Source organism: Bacillus sp. PDNC022, assembly GCF_016919285.1.
GTDB classification, from domain to species: domain Bacteria; phylum Bacillota; class Bacilli; order Bacillales; family Bacillaceae; genus Bacillus; species Bacillus safensis.
Map to the genome: position 1 here is coordinate 3,025,736 of NZ_CP070345.1, position 16,286 is coordinate 3,042,021.

The window sequence follows — 16,286 nt, forward strand, 5'->3', positions numbered from 1 at the left end:
TGAGGTGAACAATTTGTTATGATAGAAGAAAAAAGGGGGCGTATGAATGGATCGAGAGAAACAACAGCTGAGTATTGAAGCGGCAAGGCTTTACTATTTGTCTGATTACAGCCAGCAGGAAATTGCCAAACAGCTCGACCTGTCGAGACCGACTGTATCTCGGCTGCTTCAATATGCGAAAGAGAAGGGGTACGTCCAGATTACGGTGATGGATCCGTTTGAGGATTTAAATGAGCTTTCTTCACTGCTCAAGGAAAAATATGATCTGCTCGAAGCTCATGTGGTATTTTCGCCAAAGGACGACTATCCAACCATCACCGATTATTTGAGCCGATTTGGTGCAGATTACTTGCAAGAGACGGTGAAAGACGGCGATATCGTTGGCGTGAGCTGGGGAACGACTATGTATCAAATTGCACAAAAGATGCAACCTAAACAGGTAAAAGGTGTAGAGGTTGTCCAGCTCAAGGGCGGAATCAGCCACTCTCATGTGAATACATATTCTGCGGAAACCATCCAGCTGTTTGCTGAGGCCTTTCAAACAGCACCGCGCTATTTGCCGCTTCCTGTTGTATTTGATAGTGCAGCCGTCAAGGAAATGGTTGAGCAGGACAGACATATTCAGCGAATTATTGAAATGGGCAAGCAGGCAAATATCGCTGTGTTTACTGTTGGAACGGTAAGAGATGAGGCGCTTTTGTTTAGACTAGGTTATTTCCGTGAAGAGGAAAAAGCGCTTCTTAAGGAATCCAGTGTCGGAGACATTTGCTCGCGTTTTTATGATCAAGATGGACGCATTTGCAGTGAAGCCATTAACAATCGCACCATTGGTGTGGAACTAGATGATTTAAGGACAAAAGAACGATCCATTCTTGTCGCTGGCGGTCATCGAAAGGTGGCTTCTATACACGGTGCACTAAGAGGAAAATATGCGAATGTATTGATCATCGATCAGCACACAGCGAGGGCTCTTTTAAATGTCACAAAATAGATGAACAAAATTTCATAACCGTGTTTACAATTGTTCATCTGTCATATATGATGAAAGTATCATAATTAAAAGGAAGTGTGAAGCATGACGATAGCAAAGCTCATTGATCATACAGCACTAAAACCAGATACATCTAGAGCTGCAATTATGCAGTTACTTGAAGAAGCAAAGACCCATCAATTTGCATCTGTTTGCGTGAACCCAACTTGGGTATCTCTTGCGTCGAAAGAACTAGCCGGAACAGGTGTTGATGTATGTACAGTCATCGGTTTCCCGTTAGGCGCGAGTACAACAGCGGTGAAAGCATTCGAAACAAAGGATGCGATTGAAAACGGTGCAACAGAAGTGGACATGGTCATCAATGTTGCGGCATTGAAAGACGGCGAATATGATGTGGTTGAACAAGATATTCGTGCAGTTGTAGACGCAGCAAAAGGCAAAGCATTGGTAAAAGTCATTATTGAAACATGTTTACTTACTGATGAAGAAAAAGTCAAAGCTTGTGAGCTTTCAGTGAAAGCGGGCGCTGATTTTGTGAAAACATCGACTGGATTTAGTACAGGCGGTGCAACGGCTGAGGACATCGCATTAATGCGTAAAACAGTAGGACCGGACATCGGTGTGAAAGCATCAGGCGGCGTGAGAACAAAAGAAGACGTTGAGGCAATGACAGCAGCAGGTGCTACGCGTATTGGCGCAAGTGCAGGCGTTTCCATTATCAAAGGGAATCAATCAGCTCCTTCGAAAGACTATTAATTCATACGATCCTATGGTAGGATAACATTCATGACTCATAAATGATGAAAAAGTCATATGCGGAAGGTTCCCACTTCTGGGATTTTCTTCCGCGTTTTGTTTACGAAATAGGGTTTGTTCCATACAAGCGCATTAATGTAAACGAATTCATTCAAGGAGGAAAAACATGAAATACGTCATTGGTATCATCGGTTTGCTAGTGATTCTCGCCATTGCATGGCTGGCTAGTAATGGGAAAAAACGAGTGAAATTCCGTCCAGTAATTGTCATGATTGTACTGCAATTTATTTTAGGTTATATTCTGCTCAATACAGGTGTTGGAAACTTCCTAGTCGGAGGCTTTGCAAAAGGATTCCAAATGCTTCTAGGCTATGCCGGCGAAGGAATCAACTTTGTATTTGGCGGGTTAATGAATGATAAAGCGTCAACTTTCTTCATCAACGTCTTACTGCCGATCGTCTTTATCTCGGCGTTAATCGGTATCCTGCAGCATTGGCGTATTCTTCCACTTATCGTACGCGGAATCGGATATTTGCTTAGTAAAGTAAACGGTATGGGGAAACTAGAATCTTACAACGCAGTAGCGTCTGCGATTTTAGGTCAATCAGAAGTCTTTATTTCTATTAAGAAACAGCTTGGATTATTACCTCAGCAGCGTCTTTATACATTATGTGCATCTGCAATGTCGACGGTATCGATGTCGATTGTTGGTGCGTACATGCAAATGATTAAACCTGAGTACGTGGTTACAGCACTTGTGCTGAACCTATTTGGTGGATTTATTATCGCATCGATCATCAATCCATATGAAGTATCTAAGGACGAAGACATGCTTGAAGTCGTTGAGGAAGAAAGACAATCCTTCTTCGAAATGCTTGGCGAATACATTATGGATGGTTTCAAAGTAGCGATTGTTGTTGCTGCAATGTTGATTGGATTCGTTGCATTAATTGCGATGATTAACGGTATCTTTACAGCTGCAATCGGTGTTTCTTTCCAAGATGTACTTGGATATGTCTTTGCTCCATTCGCGTTCATTGTTGGAGTTCCTTGGAGCGAAGCGGTACAAGCAGGAAGCATTATGGCGACCAAAATGGTATCGAACGAATTTGTGGCAATGCAAATTCTATCCGGTGATGCTTTCCAATTCAGTGCTCGTACAGAAGCGATCATTTCTGTATTCCTTGTATCATTTGCGAACTTCTCTTCTATCGGTATCATTGCTGGAGCAGTCAAAGGCTTAAACGAAAAGCAAGGAAACGTTGTCGCACGCTTTGGATTAAAGCTGTTATTCGGTGCAACTCTTGTCAGCTTCTTAACAGCAGGCGTTGTCGGTTTAATTTTCTAATTTAAAAAAAGGAATGGTGAAAACAATGAGAATGGTAGATATCATTGCGAAAAAACGTGACGGAAAAGAATTATCTTCAGAGGAAATTTCTTTCTTTGTCAAAGGTTATACGGATGGAACAATTCCTGACTACCAAGCAAGTGCCTTGGCTATGGCGATTTTCTTCCAAGATATGACGGATCAAGAACGTGCAGACTTAACGCTCGCTATGGCGAACTCAGGAGATACAATTGACCTGTCTGCCATTGACGGTATTAAAGTAGACAAGCACTCAACAGGCGGTGTAGGCGATACAACAACGCTTGTACTCGCTCCTCTTGTTGCGGCACTAGATGTACCTGTTGCGAAAATGTCTGGGCGCGGCCTTGGGCATACGGGCGGTACAGTGGACAAGCTTGAAGCGGTGAAAGGCTTCCACGTAGAAATTACAAAAGACGAATTCATCGAGCTCGTCAACCGTCATAAAGTAGCGGTCATTGGCCAATCAGGCAACCTGACACCAGCTGATAAAAAGCTGTATGCTCTTCGTGATGTGACAGGAACTGTTAACTCAATTCCGCTCATTGCAAGCTCCATTATGAGTAAGAAAATCGCTGCTGGTGCAGATGCAATCGTACTTGATGTGAAAACAGGCGCAGGTGCTTTCATGAAAACACCAGAAGATTCTGAGAAGCTTGCAAAAGCAATGGTTCGCATCGGAAACAACGTAGGCAGACAAACAATGGCGGTCATCTCTGACATGTCTCAGCCGCTAGGATTAGCGATTGGGAATTCCCTTGAGGTGAAAGAAGCGATTGACACACTTCGAGGTGAAGGTCCTGAAGACTTAAACGAGCTTGTGCTCACATTAGGAAGTCAAATGGTCGTTCTTGCGAAAAAAGCAGACACACTTGATGAAGCAAGAGAAAAGCTGATTGAAGTGATGAAAAACGGCAAAGCACTTGAGAAATTCAAGGAATTCTTAGAAAACCAAGGTGGAGACAGCTCGATTGTGGATCAGCCTGAAAAACTGCCGCAAGCACCTTACAAAATCGAAGTACCTGCCAAAGAATCAGGTGTCGTAGCTGAAATCGTCGCGGACGAAATCGGCGTTGCAGCGATGATTCTTGGAGCAGGACGCGCTACAAAAGAGGACGATATCGACCTATCTGTCGGCATCATGCTGAACAAAAAAGTGGGCGATCGTGTTGAAAAAGGAGATTCACTTGTGACTCTGCATGCGAATCGTGAAGATGTTGCAAATGTCATAGAGAAAATTTATGACAACATCCGCATCGCTGATCATGCCGATGCACCAACATTGATTCATACAGTGATTACAGAATAAAGAGAAGGAGACAAAAGTGATGAATCGCTTTTGTCTTTTTTTATGTAAATTTTAGGTGATACTCCTTCTAGGTATGATAAGTTAGATGAATGGGAGGGGATAAACCATGAGGATGCTCAAACTCATTCTCTTTATTTTTGTTGTATTGATGATCATTGGTTTTATCAGCTACTATGTGGGACCAAGAACGACACCAGGATCTTAAGGCGAGCATTCGGCTCGTCTTTTTCTATTGAAAGAAAAAAATTCACTTTATGAAACAAACCTCTTGCAATCATCAAACAATGGGTGTATATTAACTGACGAGTCAATGATTGATATATCAAGTAATTGATTTCTGAATAGAAAAGAGGGGATGGCATTGACTGCATTTTGCTCTGAAGAGGCAGAGGTATTATATCGTTTACAGTGCGTGAACCGTATGATGGGCGTGAAGTTCGAAGCATGCACGGGCATCAGCCAATCAAGACTTGAGTTGCTATCGCTGTTATTCCAAGCCGATGAAATCAGCCAATCAGATTTGCAGAAAAAAGTAAATATTGATGGTGCAGCTGTGACGCGTCACTTAAAACAGCTAGAAACAAAAGGAATGGTCACACGCAGAAGAAAACCAGAAGATAATCGAGTCACACTTGTCCGCTTAACAGACGAAGGCAGAACAAGAATCGAAGCTTCTAAAATAGAAAAAGAACGATTTATCTCAGAAATGCTTGAAAACGTAAGTGAAGAAGAACGAAGGCTTCTCACTGATGTGCTCATCCGTATCCAAAAAAACATCGAAAAGATTCAAACAACCTAAAGGAGTGTTACACATGGCTACAACATTAAAAACAAACGATTTTATGGAAATTATGAAAGGGCGCCGCTCTATTCGTAATTATGATCCATCTGTGAAAATCAGCAAAGAAGAAATGACAGAGATTCTAGAAGAAGCAGCAACTGCACCATCATCAGTAAATGCACAGCCTTGGCGCTTCATGGTCATTGACAGCCCAGAAGGAAAAGAAAAGCTTGCACCACTTGCAAAATTCAACCAAACACAAGTGTCAACTTCAGCAGCTGTCATTGCAGTATTTGCAGATATGAAAAGCGATGAATACTTAGAAGAAATTTATTCAAAAGCAGTTGAGCATGGCTACATGCCGCAAGAAGTGAAAGAAAGACAAATTGCTGCACTAACTGCACACTTTGAGGTTCTTCCAGAGCAAGTGAACCGCGAAACAATTTTAATTGACGGTGGAATTGTGTCTATGCAGCTTATGCTTGCTGCACGTGCACACGGCTATGATACAAATCCAATTGGCGGATTTGATAAAGAAGTCATCGCTGAAACATTTGGCTGGGATAAAGAACGTTATGTACCAGTCATGCTGCTATCAATTGGGAAAGCTGCTGACGAAGGCTATGCATCTTACCGCTTACCGGTAGATCGTATTGCTGAGTGGAAATAATATCTTTTCAAAAGGAGACGATCACATGATTATTATTCATGCAGGGATGACCATTCATCCAGAAAAAGAAAACGTATTTTTAGAAGAAATCAACGAATTAATGAAAGCTTCACAGGCTGAAGAAGGCAATGTTTCCTACAAGCTGTTCAAGTATACAGAAAAGGAAAATACCTTTTTAATGGTAGAAGTGTGGAAAGATGACGCTGCGGTTCAGAGCCATAATGCAAGTGCTCATTTCCAGGCTTTCGTAGCGAAGGCAAAAGAATTCTTAGCCGCTCCACTTGACGTGGTTGCCTTTCAAGGCCAGCAGCTTTCATAGAAAAACAACAAACACCCTAGGCGGTTATCGTCTAGGGTTCTTTTATTTTCGACATATGGTTCCACCCATTTCAATCCCGTATTGTGCATTTTCCACAAAATTTCTGAAAATAAAATGTTTTTCGACTTAAGTATATTGGAATATGCTAGAATTAGATATTATTTATTACCAAATTAGGGAGGAACCAATATGAAAAAAGGGAAATGGACGAAAATTGCACTAACTGCTGCCCTGAGTTTAGGCACATTGACAGCTTTCAGCACCCCTCTATCTGCCCACACCACAGAAAAATCAACATCCTCAGATGGCGGTCATTATTCAGGTATTCCATTTGACTCAAGTGTCGTGAATGAAGACCGTCTCATCAAAGCCTTAAAAAAACAAGGTAAGATTAAAAAGAATGCCAATGAGGCAGAAACCCAAAAAGCATTAAAGAACTATCTAAAGAAAAAAGAAGAATCGGCTATGAAACAAAGTGCCAGCACTTTAACAGAAGAGCCTGAATTCCTGAAAGAATATAAACAAGAGGTACATAACAAACTTGCCAAAAAGAAAAAGTTAAAGAAACATAAAGGAAAAGAAGGCAATCAAGTAAAACCGGTCAAAAAGGAAAAGTATAAAGGTGACATCCGCAATGATAAGGTATTGGTTTTATTAGTAGATTTTAAAGATTATAAGCATAATAGTATCAAAAAAGAAGAGACTGATATGTACTATGACAAGTACGATCAACAGCACTACCAAGATATGCTTTTCGGGAAAAATGGCTACATCGGTCCAGATGGGAAACGAAAAGTATCCATGAAGCAATATTATGAAAAGCAGTCCGGCGGCAGTTACACAGTCAGTGGAACAGTTGCAGGATGGTATACAGCGAAGCATGAAGCAGCTTATTACGGCGGGAACGTACCTGACGATTCAGGCAGTGACGGCAGACCGCGCGAATTGGTGAAAGAAGCACTCGAAGCAGCAGCAAAAGATCCGAATGTTGATCTCGGCGAGTATGATCAATGGGACCGCTATGATATTGATGGCGACGGTGTTTATAACGAGCCAGACGGCATTATTGATCATTTGATGGTCGTTCACGCCGGTGTAGGTGAAGAAGCAGGCGGCGGACAACTTGGCGCTGATGCAATTTGGTCCCACCGCTGGTCACTTGGTGATGTATTTGAAATTCCGGACACTGAATCTGAAGTCGGACAAGGCGGAAAATTAGGTGCATTGGATTACACCATCGAGCCTGAAGATGGCGCAGCAGGTGTGTTCACACATGAATTTGGACATGATCTTGGTCTTCCTGACGAGTACGATACACAGTACACAGGCAGAGGAGAGCCCGTTTCTTACTGGTCGATCATGTCAAGCGGAAGCTGGGCAGGTAAAGTTCCTGGTACGGAGCCAACAGGCTTTAGCCCATATGCGAAAGAAATGCTTCAAAATCTGCATGGGGGCAACTGGCTTTCTGGACAAACCATTGATGGTAAAACATTAAAGAAAAGCAAAACAGTATTAATTGATGAAGCAGCAACAAAAGGAACGAACCATGATGCTGTTCGAGTCGATTTACCAGATAAAGAGATTGTCGTCACGACACCTGCTCAAGGGAAATATTCGTACTTTAGCGGAACGGGTGACAATTTGAATGCAACCATGACGACAACAGGTATTGATTTGTCGAAGGGTAGCAAAGCAGAGCTGACATTTAAAGCATGGTACGATATTGAAGAAGATTATGATTATGCGTATGTAGAAGTTCGTGAAACAGGGACTGATCAATGGAAGACCATCGCGGGTAACATCACGAATGATCGAAATGAAGCAGGTGCAAACGAAGGCAATGGCATCGACGGAAAGTCAGACGGCTGGGTAGATGCATCCTTTGACCTGTCTGCTTATGCAGGGAAAAAAATCGACCTGCAATTCCGTTATACAACTGATGCAGGCTATTCACTTCCAGGCTTATTCGTAGATGATCTGAACGTCACAGCAGATGGAACGAAAGTATGGTCAGATGATGCCGAAGGTACGTCTACTTTTACCTTTAATGGGTTCTCAAAATCTAATGGAAAACAATATGCAGCACAATACTATTTACTAGAGTGGCGTTCTTATGCTGATGTCGATAAAGGCTTAAAGCATATTAAACGCGGTGCAAGTCTGATGAGCTATAATAACGGTTTGGTCGTGTGGTATGTCGATCAATCATACAGTGATAACTGGGTAGGAAAGCATCCGGGGAATGGCTTCCTTGGCGTAGTAGATGCAGATCAGCAAGTATTAAAATGGAGTGACGGTTCCATTGCCGCCACAGGGTTCCAAGTACATGATGCAGCATTCTCTTTGAATCCAAGTACGAAGCTGAATATAGATTATACAGCAACAACGGGCTTAACTTTGCAAGATCGCTACATTCGCCCGGCTCGTACATTTAGTGATAAAACGAACTATGTGAATCCAAATAACCCAGATGCAGGACGCGATGTACCGACATATGGGTTATCCTTTAAAGTCGTTGGACAAAGTAAGGATCGTTCTGTTGGAAAGGTATTAATTTCGAAAAGTAACTAAATAGAAAGCCGGATTCTACCATTGAATCCGGCTTTTTGATATGTGAGAAAAGGATTGTGAGGACACAATTGGTTTTTTAATCGAATGTCTGTTCTTTTTTATTTTGATATCCGAATGAAACCATTATATAATAGACACTGGAAGGTTTTTCTTTCAACCATGATTCTTTTTAGCTGTTAAAACAAAGGAAAGGATGAGCGTTACCAATGAGTTGTGTCACTGCCAAGCAATTAAAGGTGATTCGAGGGACGATGCAGACTTTTTGCAGCCATTTGGAGTATGATGGCCACGGTAAGCTTCATATCAATACCATCATGGCTTTTATTAAAAAGGAATTCGGCGTGAGAAAAATGAAAGACATTCCACAAAGCCGCTTTACAGAAGCGCTAGAATTAATACAAGACTTTGATTTATACACGGACAAAATAGAGATTCGTGAACGTCTATCAGAAAGGAATTAACTAAATTGAATATTTTAGCAATGATCTTAGTAGGAATTGTCGCATTAGAACACATTGTCATCATGTTATTAGAAATGTTTTTTATGGAATCAAAGATGGCGAAGAGGTCTTTTAAGCTGCCAGAACACTTGCAAAAAGATCCAAATGTCAAAGTCATGTTTGCCAATCAGGGGCTTTATAACGGGTTTTTAGCTGCAGGACTCATTTGGGGGCTCATTCTTGGATCGAATACCGTTGGATATATGATTCAGCTGTTTTTCATTCTTTGTGTGCTCATCGCAGCAGTATTTGGCGGTGTAACATCCAATAAATCAATTATCATCAAACAAGGAGTACCAGCGCTGCTTGCACTCATTGCACTGATGCTGGCAATCTAATCTTAAATAAAGCCGCCCCTAGTGAGGGCGGCTTTTATCTTTTTCGAAGACCCATCAAACGAATAATGGATGTTAGACAAAGGGCAACGGCAACGGCCAAAATGATTTTTCCGTACATGACCCCCGTTAGGTTCATCAAAAAGACGGCCAATATAATACAGAGCGTGATGATGATCATCACAATCGAATAGGTTTTCATCTCTTTTCCACTCCTTTAAAAATCTCCTCATGTGACGAGAGATCTGTCAATCTTTCCTCATATTATATCACTCAATGACAATTTTACATGAAATTCCCTACCAATAGAATGTGACATATTGATTAGATTTGGAGTCATACCATATTTTTTAGAAAATCGGGTATAACATAAAGAGCTGGTCTAAAGTCATATTGCTTGATATTTAATTGTGCAAAATATAAAATAGCCACAGGATAAATCGAAAGGATGATCAAAATGAGTAAGAAAGTGTTATTAGTATCGACAAGCAGCCCGGAAATGAATGGACATCCAACAGGCTTATGGCTAGAAGAGTTGGCAGAGCCATTTCATATTTTTAAAGAAAATGAACTAGAAGTACAAATTGTCTCTATTCAAGGTGGCACTGTACCAATTGACAAAAATTCAATTCCTGAAGGTGTCCCAGCGCAGTATCAAGATGTGTATGAATTACTTCAAGACACAAAGGCGCTTACAGATGTAAATCCATCTGATTATGACGGCATTTTCTTTGCTGGAGGACACGGTCCTATGATCGACTTTGCGTCTAATCAGCAGGTCGCGGATGCGATCTTAGCGGTTTCAGATAAAAATGGTGCGATCGGAGCCGTTTGTCATGGCGTTTCAGCATTCGTTGATGTGAAGGACCAAAATGGCAAATCATTTATCGAAGGCAAAAAAATCACAGGCTTCACAAACGAAGAAGAAGATGCCGTTCAGCTGACATCAAAGGTTCCATTTTTATTGGAAACAAAACTTCGTGAGCAGGGGGCATCGTTTGAAAAAGGAGATGCCTTTGCGCCATTTGCTGTAGTTGACGGACAAATCATTACTGGACAAAACCCAGGATCAAGTGCAGAAACAGCACGCTTGTTTGTCAAAACTATTTCATAAAACGATCAAAAACCAGCCGTCACTCATGCGGCTGGTTTTTTTGTTATAAAAATGTCCTAAAAAAGACCAAAACAATTATTAGAATAATGGTAAAATAATCACAGGGTAAAAAACCCAAATGAGGAAAAAGGGGATGTTCCTGTGAAAGCATTTTATGTCAAAATCACCGCCGCTCTACTGTCTGTTTTACTTGTCGCAACAGGTTTGTTTTCACCAGCATTAAAAGCAGAAGAAGCACCAAAATCAAATGGAAAACAATCACTCCTGACGGAAAAAGCGATTCAGCAAGTGCAAGAGTCGTTTGAAAAGCAGGATAAAGGGACTGCGGTTCAACAGAAGCAAGTAAAAAAATCATTTAAAGTAGATAAGAAAAAGGGAATAAGTATTAAACGAAAAGCGGCTGCAGATGGAAAGATGCGGACGTCTGCCGTTCGCTCTATTGATGGGCTAGCTATTAATCAATCGGCAGTTTTAAACGAGGAAGATCCAGTTGATTTATGGTTTTTAAGTACAACGTCCCCTCAGGCACTTATCAGTAGGATTACCTCTCCAAATGCTGATTATTTCGTTCAATTATTTGTTATTGATTATGAAGCTGGACAAGCCTATCCAACGGATCTGATTCAACCGGCAGGCAGTCTGCTTGCGTTAAGCAATCTACCAGCGGGTGATTATGCGTTTGGTATTACAAGCGGTGGAGACTTTGGAGACTCATATACATTACAGGTGAATGCAAAAAACCCACCAAATTTCACAGGTGCTGAATCCCTGTCATCAACATTGCAATACTTTGTTGCTTCGTATGCCAATGGGGATGTTTTCGCAAATGGTACAAAAGTGTATAACAAACAATCTAAGACCGCCGATTATAAATGGGAGCGTGTGTTTTACTTCTCATATGATGGAAAATATGAACAGAGAACTCATTCTGTTGACAGTGTGAAAGTGAAAAGTATTTCGGCACCAGTGTCGTACTCCGCTCCATACGCAAGTTCCTCTGAGGCCATTCTCGTCTACTTAGATGTGGAGACTTTATTTATGTATCATGAATCATCGTTTGCTAGCGGGCAGTACTACCATAGTAGCTTTGTTGATACTCTCGGGAAGACAACGCCAAGGCGTTTAGATATTGATGATTTGACAAATTACGGTGATCATATTTTAGCTGTAGATTTAAAAACAGGAAAGCCGATTGATTTCTTCAGTGTGTTGAATTTCTATTATGCTGCAGGGATTGAGAAGCTGCCAACAATCAGAACGTTGAATTAAGAAAGACGGTTGACATCAAATCGCCACATGTGTAGAGTAAAGATAATTAAATGACAAAAGTCCACTAGGGGAGTCATGTATGACTGAGACAAGAGAAAATCTTGGACCCTTTGAACCTGATCTAGTTCGTACTAGCGGAGGGAAGTGGAGCTGGACCTTGTCTTATTCATGATTGAATCGATAAGAAGGCCGCTCCATTTGGGGTGGCTTTTTCATTTATTCAACTGAAGAAGAGGAGGCTTTTTTTATGACATTTTCAACTCAATTAAGACAAGAAGCAGAACCACTATTTGAAGCGATTTATCAGCATCCGTTTGTGAGAGGACTTGCAGCAGGAGAACTCGAAAAGGAACAGATCATTCATTATGTCAAACAGGATGCAGAATATTTAAATGCCTTTATTAAAATTTATGCGGCAGCCATTAGCAGATGTACAGACAGAGAGGACATTACCTTTTTCCATCAACAAATGGCTTTTGTCCTTGATAGTGAGACACACCCTCATCAAAACCTTTGCCGAGTGGCAGGAGTAGCATATGATGAGCTTCAAGGTGCTTCATTGGCTCCGAGTGCTCATCACTATATTCATCACATGCTGCAAGTCGCACAAGAAGGCACGCTTGGTGAAATCATCGCTGTACTGCTTCCATGCCCTTGGACATATTGGGAAATAGGGAAACGAATGCTCACAGATGTGCAGCCAGACCCGTCACATCCGTTTTATGAGTGGATCACGTTTTATGGAGGATTAACCGATTCTGTTACAGGTGAGCTTTGCAAGCGGCTTGATCAGTTGGCGGAAGCAGCAAGTGAGAAGGAAAAGGAAAAAATGAAACAGCACTTTATCTTAAGCTGCCAGCTCGAGTACAAGTTTTGGGAAATGGCCTTCACTGTTGAAGAGTGGCCAGTTCAACTGGAGGTGCATACATCATGACATGGAAGATGAAAGAAGTCGTCCTTGCGGTGATTTTATCCGTTGCGTGCGGTGTGATCTATTTAGGGTGGTCCACGCTATACTTACCGATTACAGCACTTGTTGGCCCAGCAGGAGGCAACATCATGTTTGGAATATGGGTCATTGCCAGTCCAATCGTTGCATATATCATTCAAAAGCCGGGGGCTGCCCTGATTGCGGAAACAGCCGCCGCGGCTGTGGAATTATTGACAGGCAGCCATTTTGGACTTTCAGCTCTGCTAATTGGTGTATGCCAAGGGCTTGGGGCAGAAATCGCCTTCGCTCTTTTTGGTTATAAACGGTATCGCATGTGGACACTGATGTTGTCTGGTGCCTTTGCCGCTATCGGAGCGATGGCGTACAGTCTCGTGGCAAATGGCTTTGGTTATTACACGCCTCAAGTTTTACTTATGACGCTTGTGACTCAAATCATTAGTGGAATGATACTTGGCGGATGCCTTGCGAAAGTGGTGGTGGACGCACTATCCAAAACTGGTGTACTCAATCAATATGCCATCATGAAAGAAAAACGAAACAAAGGTGAACAGCATGAATTCATTTCTCGCGTGCAATGATCTGACTGTCCGTTTTTATGAACAGCCTAAGCCAGTTTTGCATCAAATTTCTCTTACGATTCAAAAAGGGGAAAAGGTGCTTATTTTAGGACCGAGCGGAAGCGGGAAATCTACGCTCATTTCGGTTCTGGCTGGAATCATTCCAGAGCATGTGGAAGCAGACATGCAGGGGGAAGTGGTGTTACAAAGACATACAGGCGTGATGTTTCAAGATCCAGACTCTCAGTTTTGTATGCACCGCGTTAATGAAGAAATTGCCTTTAGCTTAGAGAACCGTTCCGTCCCTCGTGAAGAGATGGATGACATCATTCAGCAGCTCATGCAAAAAGTCCAACTGGATGTCGATCCGCATACAGAGATTCACACTTTATCTGGCGGCATGAAGCAGCGATTGGCACTTGCTTGTTTACTAGCATTACAGCCGGATGTTCTATTCTTTGATGAACCAACCGCACAGCTTGACCCGGCAGGTAGAATGGAGATATTTCAACTGCTGCAGCAGCTTGCAGCAGATCAGCAGCAGACCATGATTTTTGTAGAGCATGTGCTTGACGGAGTCATCGAATGGATGGACCGGGTGATTTTATTAGATCATCAAGGCAGCATTTTAGCAGATGGATCTCCAAAAGATGTGCTCACGACATATGAGGAAGAAATGAAAGAGGCAGGGATTTGGCGGCCAAAATTATTTCCCGAGAAATGGTCCACGATTATTCAAGATCCATTTCATCCACTAAGTCAAACCTTTATGCAAACCTTTGAAGCACGAAAAGAGCAGCATGAAGAAATGCCGTCAATCAGCCGAAAGACAATGATTCGTACAGACGATCTTCAATTAAGCTACGGGAAAAAACGGATTATGAGTAACCTTCAGCTGAATATCAAGGCAGGAGACTGGGTGGCGATTATTGGGGAGAATGGAAGCGGTAAAAGTACATGTCTCAAACATTTGATCCGCTTAGAGCCAGCTAAAAAAGGTCATATTTTCTTAAAAGAAACAGACCTTAAAAAATGGTCTGACCGACTACTCTATGAAAAAGCAGGCTTTGTGTTTCAGAATCCTGAGCTTCAATTTATACAAGACACAGTGTTCGATGAAATTGCCTTTGGCGGCAGACAGCGAAACTGGCCAGAATCAGTCGTACAAGAAAAAACGGTTCAGCTGCTGAAAGAGTTCGGTTTAGAGAAGCATGCAAATGCACATCCCTTCACCTTAAGTTTAGGGCAAAAAAGAAGATTGAGTGTTGCCACGATGCTCCTTTTTGATCAAGATGTATTGCTGTTAGATGAACCGACTTTCGGGCAGGATGAAAAAACGGCGAATGAATTAATGAGGCGTTTGAAAGAGCGTCAGCGCCAAGGCACTACCATTGTGATGGTCACACATGATATGGAGCTTGTCGATGAGTGTGCCGATCAAGTGCTTCTTTTTCATCGAGGGAAGCATGTGTATGATGGCACCCCTTATGATTTATTTTCAAATCAGGAACTTGTTGATGCTTATCAGCTGAGAGTTCCCTTACATTACCGCTATGTGGCTGAAAGAAAGGACGTGCTGACGATTGCAAAGTAATCACTCCTTTCTCTCCACTGTGAATCCAGTCATGAAATTACTCGCTCACCTGCTTGCGATGTGCTCTCTTATGGCGATTTCTGACCCTAAAACTACCTTTATCATTTGGCTGTTTGCTCTTGGCATTGGAGTTGTTTTAGGTGGATGGAATATGAAGTATCTCGTTACAAGGCTTGTCCCTTATCTGCTCTTTTTTATTCTCGTGTTCTGGATGATGGCGGCCTTCGGCAAGGGGGATCATACCGTTTGGAAGTGGGCGTGGTTTCATATCACAGAGGAGAGCTTAAGAAATGGGCTCACCATTGCTTTCAGAATGCTTGGATTTGTGACATTTGGTCTCCTTTTTACGTCCACAACAGATTTGACGGCATTTATGATGAGTCTGATTCACCAATGCCGAATGTCCCCAAAATGGGCGTATGGAATGCTTGCCGGCTTCCGGTTTATTCCGTTATTTCAAAGTGAATTAAAACAAATGAAAGCTGCACATAAAATCAGAGGCTACAAGCAAAAAAACAGCTGGAAAGCCTTTATGCGTTATGCATTACCCCTTTTTACACAAGGCGTACGAAAATCAGAGCGCTTAGCGATTGCGATGGAAGCCAGGGGCTTCACAGGGACGAGAGAGCGAACGTATTATCATATCATCAGCACCTCATGGATTGACTACATGTATCTTTTTCTCATCGGTATCAGTGTCTTTATGTGCATTTACTTTTTTTAAAAAACACCCACATTCATTAGAAAGAATGTGGGCTTTTTATATGTCTTAGGTCATTTGATTGATATTAGTACACATTACAGGCTGTAATAGATCATATAACGAACCGATAAAGAAGGTGTACTGAGAAAAAGAGAGGATGAACGTAAGCGAATGTCACAGAGAATCGATAACATAATAGACGCTTTACCAATCATTGGACTTGCTATGAGAGAACAGCTAACCTTTTCTGTTTTAGGGAAAGAGAAGGTTCTTTATTATCAGCAACATGGGAATATTGATTTAGGATTTAAAGCTGGTGATACAGTAGATCCTGGATTCCAAAACTTTGCGATGCTGAAAAATGGGAGAGAACCATCGTTTATCCAAATTCCGAAAGAAGTATACGGGATTCCAATGGATATCGTAGCCGTTCCAATTACTGATGAATCAGGTCAAGTGGTTGCTGCCTTCTGTGTGGCCTATGACCAAACGAATCAAC

General features: G+C 41.9%; 16 protein-coding genes, 1 pseudogene and 1 riboswitch. Of the genes and pseudogenes, 16 read left to right on the top strand and 1 reads right to left on the bottom strand.

The window, feature by feature from the left end:
• Positions 1-46: 46 nt before the first annotated feature.
• From JVX94_RS15445 to JVX94_RS15490, 10 genes and pseudogenes are all read left to right on the top strand, one after another.
• Complete coding sequence (locus JVX94_RS15445; RefSeq protein WP_024427553.1) at positions 47-991, top strand: DNA-binding transcriptional repressor DeoR; 945 nt, start codon at positions 47-49, stop codon at positions 989-991.
• Between the two features lie 84 nt (positions 992-1,075).
• Positions 1,076-1,747 (top strand): deoxyribose-phosphate aldolase, encoded by a 672-nt coding sequence (gene deoC / locus JVX94_RS15450; RefSeq protein WP_095409933.1) that lies wholly within the window; start codon positions 1,076-1,078, stop codon positions 1,745-1,747.
• Positions 1,748-1,913: 166 nt separating this feature from the next.
• Positions 1,914-3,095 carry a NupC/NupG family nucleoside CNT transporter gene (locus JVX94_RS15455; RefSeq protein ID WP_039182637.1) on the top strand — a complete coding sequence of 394 codons (1,182 nt, stop codon included), beginning with the start codon at positions 1,914-1,916 and terminating at the stop codon, positions 3,093-3,095.
• Between the two features lie 25 nt (positions 3,096-3,120).
• Positions 3,121-4,422: a pyrimidine-nucleoside phosphorylase gene (locus tag JVX94_RS15460; protein ID WP_144471694.1), complete on the top strand. Its 1,302-nt coding sequence runs from the start codon at positions 3,121-3,123 to the stop codon at positions 4,420-4,422.
• A 314-nt stretch (positions 4,423-4,736) separates the two neighbouring features.
• Positions 4,737-5,221 (top strand): annotated as a pseudogene (locus JVX94_RS15465) (MarR family winged helix-turn-helix transcriptional regulator).
• 13 nt (positions 5,222-5,234) lie between these two features.
• Positions 5,235-5,873, top strand: a complete 639-nt coding sequence (locus JVX94_RS15470) for a nitroreductase family protein (protein ID WP_048237891.1) — start codon at positions 5,235-5,237, stop codon at positions 5,871-5,873.
• Positions 5,874-5,898: 25 nt separating this feature from the next.
• The gene (locus JVX94_RS15475) at positions 5,899-6,192 is read left to right on the top strand and encodes a putative quinol monooxygenase (protein WP_205183685.1); all 294 of its coding nucleotides are present in this window, start codon (positions 5,899-5,901) and stop codon (positions 6,190-6,192) included.
• A gap of 189 nt (positions 6,193-6,381) precedes the next feature.
• The gene (locus JVX94_RS15480; protein ID WP_205183688.1) at positions 6,382-8,763 is read left to right on the top strand and encodes an immune inhibitor A domain-containing protein; all 2,382 of its coding nucleotides are present in this window, start codon (positions 6,382-6,384) and stop codon (positions 8,761-8,763) included.
• Positions 8,764-8,969: 206 nt separating this feature from the next.
• Complete coding sequence (locus JVX94_RS15485; protein WP_048237887.1) at positions 8,970-9,224, top strand: ORF6C domain-containing protein; 255 nt, start codon at positions 8,970-8,972, stop codon at positions 9,222-9,224.
• Between the two features lie 5 nt (positions 9,225-9,229).
• Positions 9,230-9,601 carry a DUF1304 domain-containing protein gene (locus JVX94_RS15490; RefSeq protein ID WP_024423930.1) on the top strand — a complete coding sequence of 124 codons (372 nt, stop codon included), beginning with the start codon at positions 9,230-9,232 and terminating at the stop codon, positions 9,599-9,601.
• Between the two features lie 34 nt (positions 9,602-9,635).
• On the opposite strand, the gene JVX94_RS15495 is transcribed toward JVX94_RS15490, so the two are convergent.
• Positions 9,636-9,800, bottom strand: a complete 165-nt coding sequence (locus JVX94_RS15495; protein WP_003214630.1) for a hypothetical protein — start codon at positions 9,798-9,800, stop codon at positions 9,636-9,638.
• A gap of 255 nt (positions 9,801-10,055) precedes the next feature.
• Between JVX94_RS15495 and JVX94_RS15500 the strand changes: the two genes are divergently transcribed.
• From JVX94_RS15500 to JVX94_RS15525, 6 genes are all read left to right on the top strand, one after another.
• Entirely contained in the window at positions 10,056-10,712 is a 657-nt protein-coding gene (locus JVX94_RS15500) for a type 1 glutamine amidotransferase domain-containing protein (RefSeq protein WP_205183691.1), read from the top strand.
• Positions 10,713-10,853: 141 nt separating this feature from the next.
• Complete coding sequence (locus JVX94_RS15505) at positions 10,854-11,981, top strand: hypothetical protein (protein WP_205183694.1); 1,128 nt, start codon at positions 10,854-10,856, stop codon at positions 11,979-11,981.
• A gap of 56 nt (positions 11,982-12,037) precedes the next feature.
• A riboswitch (TPP riboswitch) is annotated at positions 12,038-12,141 on the top strand.
• Between the two features lie 87 nt (positions 12,142-12,228).
• A complete protein-coding gene (gene tenA, locus JVX94_RS15510; protein ID WP_205183697.1) occupies positions 12,229-12,915 on the top strand; it encodes a thiaminase II in 687 nt (228 codons plus the stop codon).
• Positions 12,912-13,511, top strand: coding sequence for an ECF transporter S component (locus JVX94_RS15515; protein ID WP_025093768.1), 600 nt, complete (start codon positions 12,912-12,914; stop codon positions 13,509-13,511). Before tenA ends, JVX94_RS15515 begins: the two co-directional genes overlap by 4 nt.
• A complete protein-coding gene (locus tag JVX94_RS15520; protein WP_144471703.1) occupies positions 13,486-15,084 on the top strand; it encodes an ABC transporter ATP-binding protein in 1,599 nt (532 codons plus the stop codon). The genes JVX94_RS15515 and JVX94_RS15520 overlap by 26 nt, the downstream gene beginning before the upstream one ends.
• Entirely contained in the window at positions 15,074-15,808 is a 735-nt protein-coding gene (locus JVX94_RS15525) for an energy-coupling factor transporter transmembrane component T family protein (RefSeq protein ID WP_205183699.1), read from the top strand. The genes JVX94_RS15520 and JVX94_RS15525 overlap by 11 nt, the downstream gene beginning before the upstream one ends.
• The last annotated feature ends 478 nt before the right edge of the window (positions 15,809-16,286 follow it).